Here is a 19,763-nt window from a genome sequence, read left to right as displayed (position 1 = left end):
ACACGGTGTCAGCCCCCCAGGCCGGGCTCGGTGGCGGGAGGTACGGGACCGTGCCCCTCCAGCGCGCGGATCCGGTCGAGGACGCCGTCGATCGTGGGCTCGTCGAGGCGGTCGGCGATGCGGCCGTCGGCGAGGAACCACACGCGGTCGGCGTGGGCTGCGGCCGCCGCATCGTGGGTCACGATGACGATGGTCTGGCCGAGGTCGTCGACGCTGCGGCGCAACAGCGCGAGCAGTTCCCCCCCGGAGGTGCGGTCGAGGTTGCCCGTCGGCTCGTCGCCGAACACGAGGGACGGTCGGGTGACGAGCGCCCTTGCCACCGCGACGCGTTGCTGCTGTCCTCCGGAGAGCTCGGCGGGCCGATGCCCCAGGCGGTCGCCGAGGCCGAGGGCCTCGATCACGGTCATGTACCACGCCGGCTCCGGGTCGCGTTTGCCGAGCCGCAGCGGCAGCAGGATGTTCTCCTCGGCGGTCAGGACCGGCACGAGGTTGAACGCCTGGAAGACGAAGCCGACCTGGTCGCGCCGCAGCCGCGTGAGCTGCTTGTCGTTGAGCCCCGAGAGGTCGGTGCCACCCACGTGCGCCGTTCCGCTCGTGGGACGGTCGAGGCCGGCGAGGCAGTGCAGCAGCGTCGACTTCCCCGAACCGCTCGGCCCCATGACGGCGACGAACGAGCCGGCGGGGATCTCGAGATCGATCGCGTCGACGGCCCGCACCGCCGCCTCGCCCGACCCGTAGACCTTGCTGAGCGCGACCGCCTCCGCCGCGGGGGGCTGGCCATCCGGCTCGGAGGATGCAGCGTAGTACGACATGTCAATACCTAACGTATAGATTTTGTCGAGTATCCCGTTACCCGACGAGGATGAGGGCGTTCCGTGCTTATCCGAGATGGTAGCGCGACCGATGTTCTCGCGAGGGTGGCCATGCCGCCACGAGGGATGGCCCTGATCCGACCCCGATGAAGGGCGGGTCGGATCGGTGGACCCACCTACGCCCCACGCCCGTCAGCGGGTCGCGGTGCCGCCGTGCGCGACGCGGCCGCCAACGATCGTCGCGCTGACCTCCAGCGAGTCGTCGAGCAGGACGAGGTCGGCGTCGTAGCCGGGCGCGACCTCGCCCTTGCGATCGCCCAGGCCGAGCGCGCGGGCGGGCGTGCGGCTGGTGACCGGCCATGCGTCGGCGAGCCGCGCGCCGGTCGCGGCGAGGAACGTGCGCAGTCCCTCGTCGACCATGCGGACGCTCCCGCTGATCGTGCCGTCGGCGAGTCGCACGGCGCCCTCCTGCACGAAGAGCTCGCGGCCGCCCCGCTCGTAGCGGCCCTCGGGCATGCCGGTGGCCTTACCGGCGTCGGTGACGAGCAGCATCCTGTCGGGGCCCTTCGCGCGCCAGACCAGCGCCAGCATCGCGGGATGCACGTGCACACCGTCGGCGATGACCTCACAGGTCAGCGAGTCGAGGGTGAGCGCGGCGCCGGCCGTGCCGGGCTCGCGGTGGTGCATGCCGCGCATGCCGTTGAACACGTGGGTCACGTGGCGCGCCCCGCGGTCGACCGCGGCGAGGAGATCGGCGTGGGTGGCGTCGGTGTGCCCGGCCGAGAGCACGATCCCGCGGTCGCGACACGCGTCCATGAACCACGCGTTCTCCGGCAGCTCGGGCGCGATCGTGACGAGGCGCAGGACGCCGGTCGCGAGCAGCGCCTCGGCCTCGCCGGGATCCGGTGCGCGAATGAGGTCCTCGCGGTGCGCGCCCTTGCGTCGGGTGCTGATGAAGGGCCCCTCGAGGTGCGCCCCGAGGATCGTCGCCCCGTCGGCGACAGCGCCGACGGCCTCCCCGATCGCCCGCAGTGCCGCGAGGGTCGTGGGCGGGTCGGCCGTCACCAACGTCGGCAGGAACGCGGTCACGCCGTGGCGAACGTAGTGGCCCGCCATCGCGTGGAGCGCCGCGGGGTCGCCGTCGATCGTGTCGTGGCCCACCGCGCCGTGCACGTGCAAGTCCACGAAGCCGGGCAGCAGCGACGCGCCGGAGGCGTCGAGCCGTTCGACGTCGTCGCGGTCGGGCGTGGCGCCGTGCCCGACCTCCGCGATGCGTCCGTCCTCGAGGCGCACCCACCCGGTGGGGGCGGGATCGTCGACCGTGACGAGGCGAGCGTTGGTGACGAGCAGCGATGGGGGCACGGCGTCTCCGGGGGCATGCGCGGTCAGCGCAGCGCGGGGATGCGGTCCAGGTAGGGAGCCTTGCGGGCGCGGTTCTGCTCGTCGCTGTCGTCGAGGTTCGCGCTGCGGATGAGCGGCGGCGTGTGCCCCTGCCCGTCGAGCGTCTCGACGACCATGCAGACGAGCGTCTGCGCGAGCGCGGTGCCGACCACGGTCGAGGTGGGCCCGTAGCGGGCGCCGCTGCCGGGGAGCTCGAGCTGCCCGTCGCCGGGATCGGCACGGTTGTCGAGCGCGACGTCGACGACATCCATCAGGCGCTGGCCGCTTCCGTGGCGCGAGGTGACCGAGGAGGAGTGCCCGAACGACGTGAGCGCCAGCGTGAGCAGACCGAGTTCGCGGCCGCGCAGCGCCGCCTCGACCGGGACGGCATTGCGTCCGGAGTTCGACACGACGAGCAGCGCGTCGCCGGGCCGCAGGTCGTGACCGTCGAGCACGACGCGGGCGTAGCCCGGCAACCGTTCCGCGCGGGTGCTCAGGCCCCCGCCCGCGTGCAGCATCAGGGTCTCGTCGAGGATCGGGTTCACGAACGCGGGGCCGCCGGCTCGGGCGAACAGCTCCTCGGCGACGATGTGCGAGTGCCCGGTGCCGAACACGTGGAGCACCCCGCCGTCGCGGACGCGGTCGGCGAGCTGCTCGGCACAGCTGCGCAGCGTCGTGTCCTGCTCCGCAGCGGCGGCGAGCAGGCGGTCGACGACGCCGGCGACGTAGGGGTGTGCGGACTCGGGGGACGGCATGCGCGGCTCCTGGGATGACGGACGGGCTCCTCGCCCGCGGGTCGCTCGCCGACGGCAGTGGACCAGTAGCCTAAGTGGTCTACACCTTTCGGTCAACCACCCGTCCTGCCCCCGCGGGCCGATATCACTGGCATGATGCGTCACACCGTCGTGACACCGAGTGCTGCTTGCGGTGAGGTTCGCGCCCGGGCTACTCTGATATTAGACCAGTGGTCCACAGGGTGGAGACGCGACGTTGACGGTGGCCGAGGGCTCGAAGCGGGAGCGGGTGCGCGCGTCGGTTCTGGACCTGATCGAGGGCCTGTCGTCGGGTGATGCGTTGCCGTCGGAGCGCGAGTTGGCCGCGGAGCTGGGGGTGGCCCGGATGACCCTCCGCCGGGTGCTCGACCAGCTGGAGGAGGAGGGTCGGGTCGCACGACGTCACGGCAAGGGCAGCTTCGTGGGGGACGGCAAGCTGGCGCACCCGAACGCGATGTCGTCGTTCTCGGAGGACACGAGCCGCCGTGGCTTGTGGCCCGGCAGCCGTGTGGTCGAGTTCGAGACGGTGCCGGCGGGTGCCCGGATCGGCCGGCGGCTCTGGGTCTCGCCCTCGGATCCGGTCGTGCGCGCGACGCGGTTGCGGCTGGCCGATGGCGAGCCGATGGCGATCGAGCGGCTGCACGTGCCGGCGGGGTTGGTGCCGGGTCTCGCGCGCGAGGACTTCGAGGCCCAGTCGTTCTACGCGCTGTTGCGGGAACGGTACGGCATCCGGGTGCAGCACGGCTTGCGCACCGCGGAGCCGACGGTCACCAACGAGGGGGAGTCGGCGCTGCTGGGCGTGCCGCTGCACTCCCCGGCGTTCCTCTTCGAGCGGGTCACGCGCGATGCCGACCATCGCGTGGTCGAGTTCGTCGCCTCGGTGTATCGCGGTGATCGCTATCGGATCGTGAGCCGGCTCCACCCGGATGACGCGGCAGCGGGCGAGGGCGAGATCGGCCACCCGGCGGTCGAGGAGACCACCCGCGAGCTGCTCGACGGCGGCCCCGAACGGCTCGGCGAGCCGACGGGATGACCCGCGTCCTCGCCTTCGACGGCGGCAAGAGCCACACCGCGCTCGCGGGCTACGTGGACGGGCGGGCGGTGGCGCGGGCCCGCGGGCCCGGTCTCGCGCACGTCGCCGAGCCCGGCGGTCCGCGGGCGGTCCGGGAGGCGCTGGAGGCCACGGTCGTCGCGGCCGGACTCGATGGCCAGCGGGTCGACGCGGCGTGTCTGGGGCTCACGGGGGTGCACGCGCCCAGCCAGCACGCCGCGACGGTGCTCAAGGTGCTCGCTGTGGCCACGGGCGCGGAATCCTGCGGGGTCGCCAGTGACGTGGTCACGACCTTCTGCGGGGCTGTGGGCTCGCAGCCGGGTGCCGTCGTCGCCGGTGGGACCGGCACGATCGCGCTCGCGATCGATGCCCGCGGTGCGACCGCGCGCGTCGACGGCTGGGGCTATCTGCTCGATGACGCGGGCAGCGGGTTCCGGATCGGCCAGCAGGGCCTACGCAGCGCGCTGCGTGCGACCGACGGCCGCGGCGGCTCGGAGCGGCTCGCGCAACTGGCCACGGCGCGCTACGGGGAGCCGGCGTCGCTCACGACCCTCGTGTACGGCAGTGAGCGGCCGGCCGAGACGATCGCAGCGTTCGCCGTCGACGTGGCGACCGCCGCACGTGAAGGCGATGAGGACGCGCAGCGCATCTGGTCGCGCGCCGGGGCCGCGCTCGCTGACGCGCTCGCCGCCGCGGCGCGCCGGGTGTCCCTCGATCCGCAGGCCCCGGTGTCGTGGAACGGCGGGCTGTTCGACGCCGGCGATCTGCTCGTCGAGCCCTTCCGGGGACGCCTCGCGGCCCTCCTGCCCGGCCAGCCGCTGCGGCCACCGCGCGGGAACGCGCTCGACGGCGCCTACCGCATCGCCGTCGCCGACGAACCCACCCTCCTCGATCCCCTCGTGCAGCGAACCCCGCCGCGCGCCAGCTCCCCGCCTTCCACGGGTTGAGGCGCTCGTGCAGCCCGCGGGTACGAGCTTCCCGCGAGCCGCCCCTTCGGGCCGTCGCCCATCGGGGCCGTGCGCTCAAGGAGCGAGGGGTAGCGGGGATCGCGCCCCGTCGGCGCCCCGAAGGCCGTGGGTCCCTGCGGCCGGGGGGCCAGAGGTCCCGCGCGGACTCCCTAAATGGCCCGCTGAAGTGGGGCGGTTCGGCACGGTGACGGGTGGGGTCGGGCGAGCATAGTTCTGGTTGACGTCACCACGCGGGGCGTTGCCACTGATCGGGGCGTCGAGGCCCCTGGTTGGAGAGAGGAAGAACGATGAGCGCCACCACTCACGAGCCCATGATCACTGTCGCCGACGTGCCGGCGGCCGAGCAGACGCCGCGGTCGCGCGCGTTCGCGCGGATCTTCGCGGTGACGCGGATCGCGACCGGCTGGATCTTTCTGTGGAGCTTCTTGGACAGCGCGTTCGGGTTGCGGTTCTCGACCGCGCCGGCTGAGGCGTGGGTCGCCGGCGGGAGTCCGGCGGCGGGCTGGTTGGAGCACGGCACCAGCGGTCCGTTCGCGCCGGCGTTTCAGGCGTTGGCGGGCACGGCGTTCGCGGACGTGATGTACATGGTGGCGATGTTGGGCATGGGGTTGGCGTTGATCCTGGGGATCGGGCTGCGCGTCAACGCGGTGCTGGGCGGCGTGGTGGTGGTGATGATGTGGGCGGGCAGCCTGCTGCCGGAGAGCAACCCGTTCATGACCTATCACCTGCTGTACGCGCTGCTGTTCGTGGCCTTCGCGGTGGGTGCGGCCGGGCACACCTGGGGTCTGGGTCGTCGGTGGGAGCAGCTGGCCATCGTGCAGAAGGCCCCCTGGCTCAAGTAGCGCGGAGGCCCCCTGCCACGCGGATCGCGGCGCAGCCCCCGGACCCCGGGCTGCGCCGCTCTCGTCTGTCGAGGGAGCGGCGACGAACGCGGCCATTGCGCGCACCGGGTGCGATGGGCACGATCATCCGATGAGGCTCGTGGCGGCCGCGTGCGGCTACGCCGACCAGGCGCACCTCGCCCGCGAGTGGCGGGAGCTGGCGGGCTGCACCGTCTGAACGTGGCTCACCGAGGAACTCACCGCAGGGGGTCGAACGGCGTGAGCTCGGGTGGGGCGATGCCGGTCGCGATCGACTCGGCGACGAGCTGGCCCGTGACCGGCCCCAGCAGCAGACCCCACATCCCGTGACCGGCGGCGACGAGCACCCGTGGCGAGCGCGTCGGTCCGATGAGCGGCAGCCCGTCGGGCGTGACCGGCCGCGCCCCGACCCACTCGTCGGAACGGGCGTCCAGGTCGAGGCCGGTGAGCATCGGTCGGGCGGCGTCGGCGATCGCGTTGACGCGTCGGTGGTCGAGCGGCGCGTCCGGCCGGCGAAACTCCATCATTCCGGACACGCGGAGCCGGTCGCGCATCGGCGTGCACACCACGCGCTGGGTCGGCAGGTGGATCGGCCCGCTCGGTGGCCGCTCGGCGGGGACGGAGAAGCTGTAGCCGCGGCCGGCCTGGATGGGCTGACGTACGCCGAAGGGCCGAGCGAGGTCCGTCGACCCGACGCCTCCGGCGAGGACGACGGCGTCGAACGGCTGGGTCTCGCCCCGATGGGTGGTGACGTCCAGGCTCGTGCGGCCCCGGTGCCGGATGCCGGTGACGTCCACACCCTCGCACAGCTCCCCGCCTCGCGCGGTGACTGCGTCCGCGAGGGCGTGCACGAACTCCGGGGTGTCGATCTGGAGCTGGCGGTGCAGCCGGATGGCGGCGCCGACCTCGTCCGAGAGCATCGGCTCGAGGGCGCGGGCCTCGTGGCCCTCGAGCAGTTCGAAGTCGATCTCCTGGCCGAGGGCCTGCTCGCGCGCGAACTTCGCGAGCACCTCCTCGCGCTCCTCGAGGTCACGAAAGCAGGCGAGGAACGGCTCGGCCTCGCGCGCGCCGACACGCACCCCGCCGGTCGCGAGCCGGTCGAAAGCGGCGAGTGCCTGGCGGTTGAGCGGGACGAGTGCGCGCACCCCCAACCGCCAGCGGCGCGGGCTCGTGTGCCGGGCGAACGCGGCGAGGAAGCGCCACAACCGTGGGTCGGCGGTGATCGGGATCGACACCGGCGACGAGGGATCGAGCACCGCACGCGCGCCGTAGCGCAGGATGCCCGGCTCGGGCAGCGGCGTCGAGAAGCTGGGGGTGAGCAGTCCGGCGTTGCCCCAGGACGGGCCGGCGGCGACGCTCCGCCGCTCGAGGACACTCACCCGGAGGCCCTGCTCCTGCAGGAACCACGCCGTCGACAGCCCGACCACGCCCGCGCCGATCACGCCGACGTGCTGGGGCTGGGGCCAACGATGTGCCGGGCCCGCTCCCGACATCTGCGGGTGTCCTCCTCGAGCGCTGTGGCCGCGATGCGCGGTGACACGGCGGCCCCACCCGGATGCGCGCGACGGTAGCCGGGGCCACACGGATCAGTGGACAACGTAGCAGAGGTCGGTGGTGGCGCTCGGCCGCCACCGGGCGCTACCCCCGCGGGTGTTGGCGACGCGTGTGGTAGGCGAGTGCCGCGGTGGCCAGGGAAGCGCCCCACACTGGCCAGAGCAACTCGGGTCCGAGCACCGCCCAACTGGTGCCCGCGAAGAAGTCGTCGAAGGCACCTGCGAGGTGCAGTCGCACGAACGAGAGCCCCGCCATCGTGACCAGCGCGGCGACGACGAACGCGGGAACGGTCGCCGCCGTGGGTGGCACGGTCTTGCCGCCGAGCCCCGGGATCCAGCGCGGCACCGTCTCGCCCCAGGATTGGTGCAGGCCGAGGGTCAGGCCTGCTCCGGCCACCGCGAGACTGGCGAGCGCCGCTCCCTGGAGCCACAGGCCGGTGGCCTGCCCTTCACGATGCACCTCGTCGGAGATCCCGAGCGGGAGCCCGAGCGCCCAGGCGTAGCGCGTGGCCGCGTACGCCAAGGGCACGGCGACGGCCACGGCGACCGCGCGGCGGCCCCAGCGCCGCGCGGTGGCTGCTGTGGCCTGGGGCACCGGGTGCGGCGAGCCGTCGGTGGCGCGACGTCGCACGGCCGCGGCTGCGAACGCGCTCAACAGTCCGCCGGTCAGCGCCAGCGCTTCGTAGGTCACCGGCCACGGCCAGACGATGGCCAGGGAGGCGCCTTGTGGCCAGTCGAAGGGCGCGCCGAGCAGCAGCAGCGGGGTGTACGCGACCGCGGCGAGCACCCGGATGCCGGGCACGATCAGCAGTGTCGCGGCGCTCGCCAACGCCAACAGCGCGACCACCGCCGTGGCCACGGGCCCCGGACGGCGCACGAGTCCGCCCGCGAGGGCGGCCAACAGGCTCACGGCCCCCACTGTCGCGACGGCCGCCGCCCCCAGCGGCGCGCTCAACCCTGCGAGCAGCGGGTCGAACGGACTGGCGGGATCGGCCACGAACGGGTAGCCGGTGGCACCCATCGCCCACGCCGTCCCCGCGACCAGGTTCAAGACCGACCACACGCCGACCGCGATGAGCAGCGCGGTCGTCCGCGTGATGGCGAACGCTGCCCCTTCCGTTCCCGCGCCGGGCTCTCTGTCCACGGCCCCCACGCCCGCCCCCGTCCATCGCTCGGCCACCCTGAGAACGCCAGCATGCCGCAGCGGCGTGCGAGGAACCCATCGGGGATTGCCCCCATCTACTCGGTGCCCTCAGCGGTACGAGCCGTGCCACGGCGTGCGCGTCGTCGGGCGAGCTGATCGGCGACGAACGCGCCGGCGGCGACCACCACGAGCGCGGTTGTGGCAGGGCTGTCGCCGGCGACTCCGGCGGCACGGATCGCACGGTTGGACCGGTAGGACAGCAGGGACCAATGGCTGGCAGCGGACAGGACCGAGCCGATGGAGCCGGCCGACCGATCGACACGATCGAGCAGATCGAGCCGATCGAGCCCACGGAGGCGGTCGACCCGATGGAGGCGATGGACAGCGCCGAGCCGTGCGAGGCGATGCTGAGCGTCGAGTCGCGAGACCACAGCGACCAGCGGCCACGGTCCTGGCAGGATTGCGTGCGGTCGGCCATGCGCCGCAGGCTGCCACACCATCCGACTGGAGACGAGCATGCGGAGTCGACCGATCGCCCTCGCAACGGCTGCCGGTGTCCTTGCCACGGGCGGCTATCTCGTGTACCGGCGGCCGTGGCCGGCGAGACGAGCGCGACGCGGATCATCCCCGAGCTGCAGCACCTCGCGGTGGGCGATCGCATCGACGACGCGACCGGCCCGTTCAGCTTCAAAGTCGCCCGGCTCGAGGAACCCCGGGTGCTGGTCTTCCGCGCGACGATCCATCCGGTCACTGGCCGCCCGCTCGACCCCGCCGACACCGACCCCGACTCCCGTGGGTACGCGCGAGCGTTCCTGGACTTCACGTGGGCGTTCGTCCTGGAACCGGTCGGGGAGGGCCGCGCCCGCCTGCTGGTCCGGGTGCGCTATCGCTGCCAGCGCAGCCCGTGGGTGTGGGCGATGCTGCACGGCTATGAGCTGGTCGACGCGGTCTTCGCCCCACGGATGTTCGCCGGGTTGAGGGCCCGCTGCGAGGGCCAGCCCATCCGAGCGTGAGCGGCGGTGATGTGCCTTGACCGGACGGGCTCACTCGAAGTGACCCGCGGGCTTGCGGAACTGCTCGATCATCGCGGCGTAGTCGCTGCCGCCGTGGCCGGCTGCGACGGCGCGGTCGGCGAGGTCCTTCACGAACCGCGGCAGCCCCGTGTCGATACCGAGGGATTCGTTCTCGTCGAGGAGGTGGCCCATAGCGGCCACGTGGATGTCGAGGCTCGCATCGACGGCGGGATACCTGCCGGTGTCCACTTGCTCGGCGATGCCCGGCAGCCAGTCGACGACGGTGCGCACCCCTGCGGAGGCCAGTGGGGCGAACGTCACGGCGTCCACGCCTGCGGCCTCGAGCAGTGCGGCACCGTGCAGGTAGGCGTTGAGGATTCCCCACATCAGACCGAGCGTCGCCGCGTCGTACAGCGACGCGAGGCCGTGGTCCTCGCCGAGGTACGTCGTGCCTGCCGCGAGGGGCTCGAGGATCCCCGCGTGCTGGTCGAACGCCCACCGGGGGCCGGCGTAGAGGATCGCGGCGCCCTCGCCCCCGATGTCGGACGGTGAGGCGGAGATCGCGCCGGCGAGGTAGGTCGCGCGGCTCCCCGTCGCCCACTCGGCGATCTGCCGTGCCTCCTCTGACGTGCTCGAGGTGAGGTTGACCACCACCCGCCCCTCGAGCACGCGAGCGTCGACGGAGCCGAGCACGTCGCGCACCGCGTCACCATCGGTGACGCAGACCACGACGAGCGGACTCGCCGCGACCGCCTCGGCCGCTGATTCGGCTGGCACGGCGCCGTCGGCGATGAGTTGCTCGGCCTTCGCGGGAGTGCGGTTCCACACCGTCGTCGGGTGTCCGCTGCGCAGGAACGCGTGGGCGAGCGCCCGGCCCATCAGGCCGAGGCCGAGGACGGTGACGGTGGTGTCGCTGGGAACGTGAGGTTGCATCATGGTCTCCTTGCACGTGGGTGAGTGGCTGACGGCGAGAAGTGTCAGCCTTCACACCGGTGTGAAGGTCAAGCGCGGGTACGCGCACGGGCTTTGTGGCGAGGGGAGGGCGGTCGTGCTGATCGGTGAGCTCAGCCGGCGGACCGGGGTGAACACCCACCAGCTGCGCTACTACGAGGGCCAGGGGCTGCTCCAGGCCGATCGTGGCGCGAACGGCTATCGCGAGTACGCCGACGACGCGGTCCTGCGGGTCCGCCAGATCCGGGGACTGCTCGCCGCCGGACTGTCGACTGCGGAGATCGCCTACCTGCTGCCGTGCGCGAGCGGCGAAGCACCCGAGCTCGAGCCCTGCGAGGAGCTGCTGGCAGTCCTGCGTTCCCGCCTGCAGGGACTCGACGAGCGCCTGGACGCGCTCACCCGTGCTCGCGACGAACTCGGCAACTACCTCGCGATCACCGAGCAGCGTCACGCGCGGACCCCCGCGACCTGCGAGGCCGCGCCGATGTGATGGTCAGCGTCCCCTCGGTGGTCGTCAGCGGGTGCGTGCTCGCCCGAGGACGTCCAGGGAGGTCGGGGCCGGGATGCGACCGGGTGGGAAGCGGAACCACTCGACCCCAGAGCGCTAACCGACCGACCCGGCGAGGTCCCCCCTGGTCGCGGGAGGGGTCTCCGCGTGTGAGCCCGCAACTCGTTAGGGTGGTTGATTGCGGAGTGAGGTGCTGGCTCGCGCGATCCTGCGCGGGGTTTCCCATCCCTCGGGGCCCATAGGTCAAGAGGGCGGGCTGGATGCTTCTCGCCATGGTGTTCCGTCGCCGCTTCGTCTAGCCGCGGCGTGACCCCTGGGAAAGGGGCGAGCACCATGATCGATTCGACCGCGCTGCGTCGCGCGTTCGGCGACTACGCCCGCACGATCCTCGGCGACTACTCGGTGGGTGAGGTCCTGTACCGGTTGACCGACCAGTGCGTCGAGGTGCTGGGGATCGATGGTGCCGGGGTGTCGCTCGGGGAGGGCGAGGCGTTGCAGTTCGTCGCGGCCACCGACGAGGACGTGGTCCGCGTCGAGGAAACGCAGGTCTCGGTGGGCGAGGGGCCTTGCTACGAGGCCTATACCACCGGCCGCGCCGTGTTCGTGGTCGACCTGCGCCACGAGGACCGCTGGCCCTCCTACCGCGCGGGGGCGACCGGGGTCGGCCTGGCCGCGGTCGCGGGGCTGCCCATGGCGGTGGCCGACGAGCGGGTCGGGGCGGTGAACCTGTACCGCAAGGCGCCGCACGAGTGGACCGACGAGGAAGCCGAGACCGGGCAGCTGCTGGCCGACATGGCCACCGGCTACATCCTCAACGCCCGCAAGCTCGACGAGCACCGCACCTTGGCTGAGCAGCTACAGCACGCGCTCGACAGCCGCGTGATCGTCGAACGCGCCAACGGGATGCTCGCCCAACGCCACGACCTGCCGGTTGCTGAGGCGTTCGAGCGGCTGCGCACCTACGCGCGCGCCCAACGCCGCCGCATCCACGAGGTCGCCGCCGAGATCGTCGCCGGCGAGCTCGATCTGTGACGCCGCCACGGCCCAACCTGAGAAGGTGACGGGCGCGGAGGGGGCGGCTAGCCTATTTGCCTGGCAGCGCCCCGACGCTGCCCACGTCCACCACCGACGGTGGGTGTCCGTTCGGCCTTGACCTCGCCGGCGCCTGTGGTGTCCAGAGTTCGTCGGGTGGCCGTTCTCGTCGGGAAGGCGGCGACCCCAAGAGGCATGGAGGGGCTGGCCATGGTGGATCAGGCTGAGCTGGTGCGGGTGTTCGCCGACTACGCGCGCACGCTCAGGGACGGCTACGAGGTTGGTGATGTGTTGTACCGGCTCACCGACCAGGTCGTGGCCGCGCTCGACATCGATGGCGCCGGTGTGTCGCTGGGCGAGCACGGAGAGCTGCAGTTCGTGAGCGCGTCGGACGCGCAGGTGGTGCGCATCGAGGACCACCAGACCGAAGTCGGTGACGGTCCCTGTCACGAGGCCTATGCCAGCGGGGACGTGGTCACCAGCGCCGATCTCACCGCGGAGACGCGGTGGCCCCGCTTCACCCCGGTGGCGTTGCAGCAGGGTTGGTGCGCGGTCGCGGGGGTCCCGCTGTATGCGGCGGGACGCCCCCTCGGCGCGCTCGACCTCTACCGCCGTGGCCCACAGGAATGGCCTGCCGACCGGGTCGAGGCCGCCGGGGTGCTGGCTGACATGGCCGCGTCCTACATCCTCAACGCCCAGACCATCGTCGAGCGCGACACCGTTCGCGAGCAGCTGCAACACGCGCTCGACAGCCGCGTGGTGATCGAACAGGCCAAGGGCAAGCTCGCCGAACGCCACGGCCTCGACGCTGCCACCGCCTTCGAGCGGCTCCGCGGCGCCGCCCGCAGCCGCCGCGAACGCATCCACGACGCCGCCCGCGCCGTCGTCAACGGCCACCTCGACTGCTAGCCGGCCGGGGCGCACCCGCGCGGTTCGGGCGCGCACGCGCACGCTCATGTCGGAGCTGCTCGTACTGCTCCGACCCTCTCAGCCCCTGTAAGGGCACTGTCACTGTCGGCGGAGCTGCTCGAGCATGTGGGACAGGGTGGCGTGGAAGCCGCGCAGATCCCCGGCGGATACGTCACCGAAGAGGCGTCCCGCGAGCTGTTCGTAGCCTTCTCGCCAGCGTGCCAGCAGCTTCTCGCCCTGGGGGGTGAGGGTAACGAGCATGGCGCGCCGATCCTCGGGGTGGGGTTCCCGCCGAACGAGCCCAGCGGCCTCGAGCGCGTCGACCAGTCCCGTGACGTTGCGCGGGGTGCACCGTAGCGCCTCGCTGAGCGCGCGCTGGGTCGAGGGCCCGGCGACGTGCAGGCGCCACAAGAGCTCGGCGCGGGCCTGGGTGAGCCCTTCGCCCTCCAGCTCATCGCCCATGTCGTCGGCGAGGCGGCCCGTGAGTTCGAAGACGCCTTCCAACAGGGCGCGCCGATCCGGGCCCGCTGGGTCACCATCGCCTTCGCCGTCACCTGCACCGCCGTCGCCCTTGCCATCGCGTGGCCCTGGCTCGCCGCCCGAGGGATCACGTTCGACTTCGCTGACACCGGCAACCTGGCCACTATCGCCGGCGTCGCGCGGCGACCGTTGCCTTCGCGCTGATCGGCGTGGGTCTCGGCGCGCTCCTCGAGGACCAGACCGTCACCGTCGTCGGTCTGCTCATCTACCTCTTCGTCGTCGAACCGGTGCTTACCGGGGTCGGCGCCATCCACAGCTGGACGGTCTACCTTCCCGGTCCTGCGCGCAGCGCGCTCACGGGCAGCACCCTGACCAACCGGGCCTACCTCGACGCCTGGGAAGGAGGACTCGCGTTGCTCGCCTACGCGCTGGTGCTCGTGGTCCTCGGCGTGATCCTCACCAAGCGCCGGGACGTCACCTGAGCGGTTGGTAGCGCGCGTAGATCAACCCGCTGTCGTCGAACGTCCGCTCCTCGACTAGGTCGAGATCAAGGCGCACGCCATCCGGGAAGAAGCGCTTGCCGCCGCCGACCGCGCTCGTGGTGATGAAGAGGTGGTACTCGTCCACCAGTCCGGCCGCAATCGCGTGGGCGGCGAGGGTCGGGCCGTCGATGGTGAGGTCGTGATCTACGTGGGCCTTGAGCCGACGGACCGCGTCGGGGTCGAAGGTCCGCTCGATCCTCGTCTTCGCGCTCGACACCGACTCCAGTGTCGTGGAGTAGACGATCTTGTCCGCAGCCTGCCAGTCGCGCGCGTACTGCAGCATGTGCGGCGGCAGGCCGGGCTCGGTGTGCGCGGTCTCCCAGAAGACCATCGTCTCGTACATCCGCCGGCCGTAGAGGAACGTGCCGACGTGGCGGAAGGTGTCGTTGATGAACGTGTGCACCTCCTGGTCTTCGGCGGGCCCGGTGCCGAGGTCGCCCTCAGCCGCCTCGACGTAGCCGTCGAGTGAGGTGATCATCGAGTAGATGAGCTTGGCCACGTGCGTCTCCTTCGCGTACGAGGGCGTCAGTCTCCCAGCGGTTCTGGAGGACTTTGACGTCCCGACGACACGGAACTCATCGATCAGCTGTCGAAGCCGCCCGTCGACCGTCAGATCTGGCCGTCCGGGCGCCGCCATCTGGTTCGACGATCAAACGCAACCAGCGTCCGGCAGGCAGCCGCAGGGCAGACGGTCCCGCTGGACGAGCTATAGCCGTTGGCTCGGGTGGAACTCGCCGAGAGCGCGGTTGAGGACCTTCACTGGCTCATCCGCACCCACAGCCTTCCCGAGAACACTCGCGCGCGGGTGCATCCCGGGCTCGTGCAACTTCCGCGGCGAGTTCGGCGCGCCCGTCGACGTCGACCTTGGCGTACACGCGGGTCAGGTACTTCTTGACCGTATTGACGGAGATGAACAGGCGCTCGCCGATCTCGGCGTTCGTGTGGCCTTGGGCGACGAGTCGCACGAGGTCGCGTTCGACGGGGGTCAGCGACGCCCAGCCGATCCGCGGGCGTAGCCGTTCGCCCCGTCCGCGGCGGGCGTAGGCGACCGCGTCGGCCAGCGACAGCGGGTCGCCCTCCTCCCAGCAGGTGGTCGCCTCCGTGTCATCCAGTGCGGCCCGTGCGGCGTGGCGGGCTCGATCGAAACGGTCTGCCTGAGCCGGGAAGCGGGCGATGCCCGACTCGGTGTGGAACCGCTCAGATGCGGCGAGCAGGCGCAGCGACCGCGCGGGCTCGCTCAGGGCGGTGGCCAGGTCGGCGATCGTCTCCAGCGCGGCGGCGGCCCCGACCCGGTCACCGTAGTCGTCGAGGGTCTCGAGGCCGTCATGGGCCAGCCCCCACGCGTCCTCGAGGTCCTCATCCTGCTTGGCGAGCGCCGCGAGGCCGAGCAGCGACCGGCCCAGCGGCAACGGCATGCGCGGGTCGGCGGACAGGGCGCGGCTGGCCTGCAGATGGGCTCGCGCGTCGTCGGAGCGGCCCTGGCCGTGTGCGAGCATGCCCAGCAGCCACTGGCCGATGGCCTCGTCCCAGCGGCTGCCGCTGCCACGGCCGATCCGCACGATCGCCTCCGCGGTGGCCCGAGCGGTGTCCAGATCGCCGGATGCGTAGGCCGCTAACGCGAGCCAGGGACGCAACCACGTCTCGAACTGGGATCCCTCCAGGGCTCGTGATCGCAGCATCTCCTGCGCCTTGGCCAGCCGTTGCTGCGCCTGACCGTGATCGCCCTGCAGGACGGCGGCCGCGGCAAGCCCGGTGAGCCCGATCGCCTCCCATCCGGGACGTCCGATCTGCCGGGCGAGCTCGACGGCCCGTCGGGCGTGCCGACGTGCCCGGTCGAGCTCCCCAGACCACACCGACCACAGCCCGAGGGCCGCGTGGACGGACGGCAGCTGGAAGACGAGTTCGCCCGCCTCGCAGACCCCAACGGCCTGCTCCAACAGGTCACATCCAACATCGTTCGTTCGGCCAACGAGCAGCGCCCCCGCAGCCATGACGAGCACGTAGGCGTGGGTCGCAGCATCGCCACCCCGCTCCGCGCGGCGACGTGCCTCCTCGACGTCGGCGTCGATCTGGTGGTTGGGCGACAGCCCCGACCACGCCCCCATCCAGGCTCGCAAGCTCAGCGCGGTGGCGAGTGCACCGCCTGCATCGGCGGCGCGTCCCGCGTCGACCGCGCGACTGGCCAACCGATAGGCGGTGGCCGGCTCCCAGCGGGTGGCGAGGGTCAGAGCCGCTGCCGCGAGCAACCCCCGTACGCGCTCGTCTTCGCGGATGCCCGGGGCATCGGCCGCGTCGCGCAGCCGTCGCTGCGCCTCTGAGGATAAGCCGTGCTCGAACCAGAAGCGCACGATCGGCTCGATGAGGTCCACCAGCGCTGGGAGATCTCCGGACGCCGCCGCCCAGTCCATCGCCGCGCGCAGATCATCCAGAGACACCGCCAGCCGCGCGATCCAGGGCTCGGGCTGGTCACCGTTGATGCCCGCCTGGGAGCGCCCCACCAGCCCCACGTAGAACGCCAGATGGCGGTCGCGCACCCGGTCGGGGTCGTCGAGCTCCGCCAGCCGCTGGCGGCATAAGCCCGGATGGTTTCCAGCAGCCGGTAGCGGGCCCGGCCACCACGCTCGACGACGGCCACCATCGACTGTTCGACCAGCCCGCCGACCAGATCAAACACCTCGTTGCCGTCGGTGCCCGCCCCGCCCACGACCGCCTCCGCGGCGTCGAGCTCGAACGAGCCGGCGAGCACCGACAACCGTGCCAACGCCAGCCGCTGCACGTCATAGCTCCACGCCAGTGACGCCTCCAGCGTCCGCTGCCGTGCCGGTGCGCCGCGCACTCCGCCGGTCAGGAGCCCGAAGCGGTCCGACAGGCGGGCCGCGATCTGGCCCGGCGCCAGCACCCGCACCCGCGACGCCGCCAGCTCGATGGCCAACGGGATCCCATCCAGCCCCCGGCAGATCTCGGCCACCGCCGTGGCGTTGCCATCGTCGATCCGGAAGTCGGCCACCACCTGCCGGGCCCGCACCTCGAACAGCCGCGCCGCTTCCGCGGCCGCGACCCTGTCGGCGGACCCAACAGTGGCGTCGAGCACCGGCAGCCCGGCGACCTCGAACGTCGCCTCACCCGCAACCACCAGCGGCACGCGGCTCGTGGCCAACACGTGCAGGTCTGGACACAACGACAACAACCTGGCGACCAGTTCCGCGCACGCCGCCACCACGTGTTCGCAGTTGTCCAGGACCACCAGCATCTGCCGTGCGTGGAGCTGCTCGGCGAGCGCATCGACCAGCGGCCGCCCGGGCCGCTCGCGGACGCCCACCGCTGCGGCGAGGGCCGGAGCAACCATTTCAGGCTCGCTTACGCCTTGCAGGTCCACCCAGCCGGCCCCATCGGGGAATCGCGACGCCACGTCCCCCGCGACCTCCACCGCCAAGCGCGTCTTGCCGCAGCCGCCCGACCCGGTCAACGTGACCACGCGGGCATCCACCACGAGGCCAGTCACTGTCGCACGCTCACGCCCGCGGCCGACGAACGCCGCGACCCCCACAGGCAGCCCGCTGGGCATCTCCATGGACTCCACGCTGTCCCGGATCCTACGAGCAGCGCCAGCACACGCGCTCGCGCGTCTTCGACGGCGCCGACCCCGGTGGTCACGCCGCAGCGCAGCGGCTGCGTAGGAGCGCGACCCCCTCGCCCTCGAGATCGTCGCAGTACGGCGCGCGGCCGGTCATCCTCATCGTCAGCGCCAGCGTGGTCCCGGACACCAACCATGTCGAAGGAGGACTGCTGCCGCGGAGAGAACTCATCGGTCCCCAGCAAGGCCCCCTCGTCGGTTGCCCGCGACCGTCTGAAAGCCCCGTCCCTGGCCAGGTTGGCCCCGTGAATGTCCGTCAGCGAGGGTCGGTGCCGTACGCCTATGCTGGTCACGAGGGCGGGCCCCGGCGGGGGTCTTACACATTCGGGTGGGGCGAGGCCGGCGCGCTGGTCGTCTGGCGGAACCTGGAGAACGGGGAGGGGCTGTGGAGGCGTTCCGACGGGCCTATGAGGATGCCACCGGCATGCCGCTACCGAGGGAGTCGTTCGCGTTCGGGCTCGACGCGCAGACGGCCGACGAACTCGCCGCGCTCGTCCTTGCGGGGCGGAAACGGGCGACGACCTCGCTGCTCGCGGAGTACGAGGCCGAGGGGCAGCCGCGGCCCGCCGCTGGTGATCGTTCGGTCATCCTTGATGGAGGGGGCGACCCCGTCTGCGTGATCGAGACCGCGCGCGTGGACGTTCGTCGTTTCGATGACGTGGATACCGAGTTCGCGAGGGTCGAGGGGGAGGGGGAGGGGGAGGGGGAGGGGGACGGTTCGCTGGGCCACTGGCGCGAGGTCCACCGCGACGCGCTCGGCGCGACATGCGACGCGCTCGGCATGGCGTTCACGCTTGATCTCGCGGTGGTGTGCGAGCGGTTCGAGGTCGTGTGGGCACCGACGCCGGCGCCGGAGCAGTCGCCGTAGCCTGCCGCGCCCCGGCGAGGCGGAACTCGGCGGCAGCGCGGAGGGGGTTGGACCGCGGGCGCCGACGCGTCGCCGCACGCCCTGGTGGAGTCTCGCGTACATGTACAATCGACCGACGTCGAGATGTACAGGAGGTGATGATGTCCGAGGTTGGGGTTGCGGAGCTGCGCCGGGAGCTCAAACGCTGGATCGAACGGGTCCAGGCGGGTGAGGAAGTGGTCATCACCGATCGGGGCCGACCGGTGGCGCGTCTTATTCGGGCGGGGGTCCCGTCGATGCTGGAACGACTCACTGCTGAGGGACACGTAAGCCGTCCGGCACAGGATCGGCTCTCGGCCCGTGAGCTGCGACGCATCGAGGCACAGGGCGGAGTGTCGGAGTATGTCACGAGCGAGCGTGAGGCTCGCCGGGCGTGATCGCGTACTTCGATTCCAGCGCGCTGGTCAAGTTGGTGATCGAGGAACACGGCAGCGACGCCGCCGCCGCGCTGTGGGATGGCGCTGATGCGGTGCTCTCGAGCCGGGTCGCGCACGCTGAGGTTCGGGCGGCCCTCGCTGCCGCGCATCGCGCAGCGCGGTTGACCACCGAGCAGAACGAGGGCGCCAGGCGTCTTTGGGGTCAGCTGTGGTCAGCATTGCGCCTCGTAGAAGTATCCCAAGGGGTGGGTCAGCGTGCGGGGGATATTGCCGAGGAGCACGCACTCAGCGGATTCGACGCGATCCATCTCGCCAGTGCCCTGCTCGTCGACGCCGACGGACTGATTGTCGCCACATGGGACACGCGCCTGGCGACTGCCGCCATGGCAGTGGGCGTTCCAACACTGCCTGACCGGTCTTGAGACTGACTCCGACATCCACGTCGTCGCCCCGGAGGGCGGCGGTGAAGCTCCTATGGGTGTCAAGCTGCGAGCTGGTCACTCGTTCGCCAAGGCGGCCACCGGTGAGGTGCGCGCGGCGCGACGACCCGGCAGGACCGACGCGGTGACACCGGCGAGCAACGAGATGGCGACCAACGCCGCGAGCTGCAGCCACGGCACCGCCAGTCGAACACCGTCGGCCAGCTCGCCGAGCACGGTCATCGAACCGACGTAGCCGTAGAACGTGCCGAGCAGCGACCCGATCACGGCGCCCGCACCGGCGATGAGCATCGCCCGGATACCGAGGTTCTCGCTGGCGTTCAGAGCGGTAACTGCGTACGCGTTGGCTAGGGGGCTGTGGCCGCGCATAGTGTCGATGGCGCCACGATCGGCTCGTCGTCCGAAGTCTGGTAGACACGGGTCGCGCCC

At 71.9% G+C, this 19,763-nt stretch carries 22 protein-coding genes and 1 pseudogene; 11 read left to right on the top strand and 12 right to left on the bottom strand.

The window, feature by feature from the left end; genetic code table 11:
• Positions 1-8 precede the first annotated feature (8 nt).
• The 3 genes from ER308_RS09100 to ER308_RS09090 all read right to left on the bottom strand — a co-directional run bounded on the left by ER308_RS09100 (position 9) and on the right by ER308_RS09090 (position 2,947).
• The gene (locus ER308_RS09100) at positions 9-812 is read right to left on the bottom strand and encodes an ABC transporter ATP-binding protein (RefSeq protein ID WP_131154685.1); all 804 of its coding nucleotides are present in this window, start codon (positions 810-812) and stop codon (positions 9-11) included.
• A 192-nt stretch (positions 813-1,004) separates the two neighbouring features.
• On the bottom strand, positions 1,005-2,174 hold the full coding sequence (gene nagA, locus ER308_RS09095; RefSeq protein WP_165491937.1) for an N-acetylglucosamine-6-phosphate deacetylase: 1,170 nt from the start codon (positions 2,172-2,174) through the stop codon (positions 1,005-1,007).
• Between the two features lie 23 nt (positions 2,175-2,197).
• Positions 2,198-2,947 carry a sugar isomerase domain-containing protein gene (locus ER308_RS09090; RefSeq protein WP_131154683.1) on the bottom strand — a complete coding sequence of 250 codons (750 nt, stop codon included), beginning with the start codon at positions 2,945-2,947 and terminating at the stop codon, positions 2,198-2,200.
• Between the two features lie 241 nt (positions 2,948-3,188).
• On the opposite strand from ER308_RS09090, the gene ER308_RS09085 reads away from it, so the two are divergent.
• The 3 genes from ER308_RS09085 (at position 3,189) to ER308_RS09075 (ending at position 5,826) form a co-directional block, all read left to right on the top strand.
• Complete coding sequence (locus ER308_RS09085; protein WP_131156968.1) at positions 3,189-3,998, top strand: GntR family transcriptional regulator; 810 nt, start codon at positions 3,189-3,191, stop codon at positions 3,996-3,998.
• Positions 3,995-4,963, top strand: a complete 969-nt coding sequence (locus ER308_RS09080) for an N-acetylglucosamine kinase (protein ID WP_131154682.1) — start codon at positions 3,995-3,997, stop codon at positions 4,961-4,963. The genes ER308_RS09085 and ER308_RS09080 overlap by 4 nt, the downstream gene beginning before the upstream one ends.
• A gap of 308 nt (positions 4,964-5,271) precedes the next feature.
• Positions 5,272-5,826: a hypothetical protein gene (locus ER308_RS09075; RefSeq protein ID WP_131154681.1), complete on the top strand. Its 555-nt coding sequence runs from the start codon at positions 5,272-5,274 to the stop codon at positions 5,824-5,826.
• 236 nt (positions 5,827-6,062) lie between these two features.
• Here the strand turns inward: ER308_RS09075 and ER308_RS09065 are convergent, their stop codons facing one another.
• The gene (locus tag ER308_RS09065; RefSeq protein ID WP_131154680.1) at positions 6,063-7,337 is read right to left on the bottom strand and encodes an NAD(P)/FAD-dependent oxidoreductase; all 1,275 of its coding nucleotides are present in this window, start codon (positions 7,335-7,337) and stop codon (positions 6,063-6,065) included.
• A 145-nt stretch (positions 7,338-7,482) separates the two neighbouring features.
• Positions 7,483-8,577 (bottom strand): hypothetical protein, encoded by a 1,095-nt coding sequence (locus ER308_RS09060; protein ID WP_131154679.1) that lies wholly within the window; start codon positions 8,575-8,577, stop codon positions 7,483-7,485.
• Positions 8,578-9,134: 557 nt separating this feature from the next.
• On the opposite strand from ER308_RS09060, the gene ER308_RS09050 reads away from it, so the two are divergent.
• Positions 9,135-9,554: a hypothetical protein gene (locus ER308_RS09050; protein ID WP_131154678.1), complete on the top strand. Its 420-nt coding sequence runs from the start codon at positions 9,135-9,137 to the stop codon at positions 9,552-9,554.
• A 30-nt stretch (positions 9,555-9,584) separates the two neighbouring features.
• Here ER308_RS09050 and ER308_RS09045 read toward each other — a convergent pair whose 3' ends face one another.
• The gene (locus ER308_RS09045) at positions 9,585-10,487 is read right to left on the bottom strand and encodes an NAD(P)-dependent oxidoreductase (protein WP_131156967.1); all 903 of its coding nucleotides are present in this window, start codon (positions 10,485-10,487) and stop codon (positions 9,585-9,587) included.
• Between the two features lie 115 nt (positions 10,488-10,602).
• Here ER308_RS09045 and ER308_RS09040 point away from each other — a divergent pair, with 115 nt between their 5' ends.
• The 3 genes from ER308_RS09040 (at position 10,603) to ER308_RS09030 (ending at position 12,954) form a co-directional block, all read left to right on the top strand.
• The gene (locus ER308_RS09040) at positions 10,603-10,995 is read left to right on the top strand and encodes a MerR family transcriptional regulator (RefSeq protein WP_131156966.1); all 393 of its coding nucleotides are present in this window, start codon (positions 10,603-10,605) and stop codon (positions 10,993-10,995) included.
• A gap of 351 nt (positions 10,996-11,346) precedes the next feature.
• Positions 11,347-12,045, top strand: coding sequence for a GAF and ANTAR domain-containing protein (locus tag ER308_RS09035; RefSeq protein ID WP_131154677.1), 699 nt, complete (start codon positions 11,347-11,349; stop codon positions 12,043-12,045).
• 210 nt (positions 12,046-12,255) lie between these two features.
• Positions 12,256-12,954 (top strand): GAF and ANTAR domain-containing protein, encoded by a 699-nt coding sequence (locus ER308_RS09030; RefSeq protein WP_165491935.1) that lies wholly within the window; start codon positions 12,256-12,258, stop codon positions 12,952-12,954.
• Positions 12,955-13,053: 99 nt separating this feature from the next.
• On the opposite strand, the gene ER308_RS09025 is transcribed toward ER308_RS09030, so the two are convergent.
• Positions 13,054-13,458 carry a MarR family winged helix-turn-helix transcriptional regulator gene (locus ER308_RS09025; protein ID WP_205745980.1) on the bottom strand — a complete coding sequence of 135 codons (405 nt, stop codon included), beginning with the start codon at positions 13,456-13,458 and terminating at the stop codon, positions 13,054-13,056.
• A gap of 185 nt (positions 13,459-13,643) precedes the next feature.
• On the opposite strand from ER308_RS09025, the gene ER308_RS09020 reads away from it, so the two are divergent.
• Complete coding sequence (locus ER308_RS09020; protein WP_131154675.1) at positions 13,644-13,916, top strand: hypothetical protein; 273 nt, start codon at positions 13,644-13,646, stop codon at positions 13,914-13,916.
• On the opposite strand, the gene ER308_RS09015 is transcribed toward ER308_RS09020, so the two are convergent.
• From ER308_RS09015 to ER308_RS23370, 4 genes and pseudogenes are all read right to left on the bottom strand, one after another.
• Complete coding sequence (locus tag ER308_RS09015) at positions 13,909-14,475, bottom strand: dihydrofolate reductase family protein (protein WP_131154674.1); 567 nt, start codon at positions 14,473-14,475, stop codon at positions 13,909-13,911. The two genes, ER308_RS09020 and ER308_RS09015, sit on opposite strands and share 8 nt — an antisense overlap.
• Positions 14,476-14,740: 265 nt before the next feature.
• A complete protein-coding gene (locus ER308_RS22935; protein WP_338029795.1) occupies positions 14,741-15,967 on the bottom strand; it encodes a helix-turn-helix transcriptional regulator in 1,227 nt (408 codons plus the stop codon).
• A gap of 233 nt (positions 15,968-16,200) precedes the next feature.
• The gene (locus tag ER308_RS22355) at positions 16,201-17,547 is read right to left on the bottom strand and encodes an ATP-binding protein (RefSeq protein ID WP_131154672.1); all 1,347 of its coding nucleotides are present in this window, start codon (positions 17,545-17,547) and stop codon (positions 16,201-16,203) included.
• Positions 17,548-17,626: 79 nt separating this feature from the next.
• Positions 17,627-17,743: pseudogene (locus ER308_RS23370) on the bottom strand (maleylpyruvate isomerase family mycothiol-dependent enzyme); the annotation flags it as partial.
• 291 nt (positions 17,744-18,034) lie between these two features.
• Here ER308_RS23370 and ER308_RS09000 point away from each other — a divergent pair.
• From ER308_RS09000 to ER308_RS08990, 3 genes are all read left to right on the top strand, one after another.
• Positions 18,035-18,478 carry an ASCH domain-containing protein gene (locus ER308_RS09000; RefSeq protein ID WP_131154671.1) on the top strand — a complete coding sequence of 148 codons (444 nt, stop codon included), beginning with the start codon at positions 18,035-18,037 and terminating at the stop codon, positions 18,476-18,478.
• 140 nt (positions 18,479-18,618) lie between these two features.
• Positions 18,619-18,894 carry a type II toxin-antitoxin system Phd/YefM family antitoxin gene (locus ER308_RS08995; RefSeq protein ID WP_165491933.1) on the top strand — a complete coding sequence of 92 codons (276 nt, stop codon included), beginning with the start codon at positions 18,619-18,621 and terminating at the stop codon, positions 18,892-18,894.
• Positions 18,891-19,316 (top strand): type II toxin-antitoxin system VapC family toxin, encoded by a 426-nt coding sequence (locus ER308_RS08990; protein ID WP_131154669.1) that lies wholly within the window; start codon positions 18,891-18,893, stop codon positions 19,314-19,316. Before ER308_RS08995 ends, ER308_RS08990 begins: the two co-directional genes overlap by 4 nt.
• Before the next feature lie 75 nt (positions 19,317-19,391).
• Here the strand turns inward: ER308_RS08990 and ER308_RS08985 are convergent, their stop codons facing one another.
• Complete coding sequence (locus tag ER308_RS08985) at positions 19,392-19,703, bottom strand: FtsX-like permease family protein (RefSeq protein WP_131154668.1); 312 nt, start codon at positions 19,701-19,703, stop codon at positions 19,392-19,394.
• Positions 19,704-19,763 lie beyond the last annotated feature (60 nt).

The organism is Egibacter rhizosphaerae (assembly GCF_004322855.1).
GTDB lineage: Bacteria > Actinomycetota > Nitriliruptoria > Euzebyales > Egibacteraceae > Egibacter > Egibacter rhizosphaerae.
Note: the sequence above shows the minus strand (reverse complement) of the source record. Positions and strands in the feature narration are given on the sequence as shown.

Bases quoted from the DNA above. Each gene is read 5' to 3' on its own strand.
- ER308_RS09100 (WP_131154685.1), bottom strand. From the start codon at position 812: ATGTCGTACTACGCTGCATCCTCCGAGCCGGATGGCCAGCCCCCCGCG.
- ER308_RS09090 (WP_131154683.1), bottom strand. From the start codon at position 2,947: ATGCCGTCCCCCGAGTCCGCACACCCCTACGTCGCCGGCGTCGTCGAC.
- ER308_RS09080 (WP_131154682.1), top strand. From the start codon at position 3,995: ATGACCCGCGTCCTCGCCTTCGACGGCGGCAAGAGCCACACCGCGCTC.
- ER308_RS09075 (WP_131154681.1), top strand. From the start codon at position 5,272: ATGAGCGCCACCACTCACGAGCCCATGATCACTGTCGCCGACGTGCCG.
- ER308_RS09065 (WP_131154680.1), bottom strand. From the start codon at position 7,337: ATGTCGGGAGCGGGCCCGGCACATCGTTGGCCCCAGCCCCAGCACGTC.
- ER308_RS09045 (WP_131156967.1), bottom strand. From the start codon at position 10,487: ATGCAACCTCACGTTCCCAGCGACACCACCGTCACCGTCCTCGGCCTC.
- ER308_RS09035 (WP_131154677.1), top strand. From the start codon at position 11,347: ATGATCGATTCGACCGCGCTGCGTCGCGCGTTCGGCGACTACGCCCGC.
- ER308_RS09030 (WP_165491935.1), top strand. From the start codon at position 12,256: ATGGTGGATCAGGCTGAGCTGGTGCGGGTGTTCGCCGACTACGCGCGC.
- ER308_RS22935 (WP_338029795.1), bottom strand. From the start codon at position 15,967: ATGGCTGCGGGGGCGCTGCTCGTTGGCCGAACGAACGATGTTGGATGT.
- ER308_RS22355 (WP_131154672.1), bottom strand. From the start codon at position 17,547: ATGGAGATGCCCAGCGGGCTGCCTGTGGGGGTCGCGGCGTTCGTCGGC.
- ER308_RS09000 (WP_131154671.1), top strand. From the start codon at position 18,035: ATGCCGCTACCGAGGGAGTCGTTCGCGTTCGGGCTCGACGCGCAGACG.
- ER308_RS08995 (WP_165491933.1), top strand. From the start codon at position 18,619: ATGTCCGAGGTTGGGGTTGCGGAGCTGCGCCGGGAGCTCAAACGCTGG.
- ER308_RS08985 (WP_131154668.1), bottom strand. From the start codon at position 19,703: ATGCGCGGCCACAGCCCCCTAGCCAACGCGTACGCAGTTACCGCTCTG.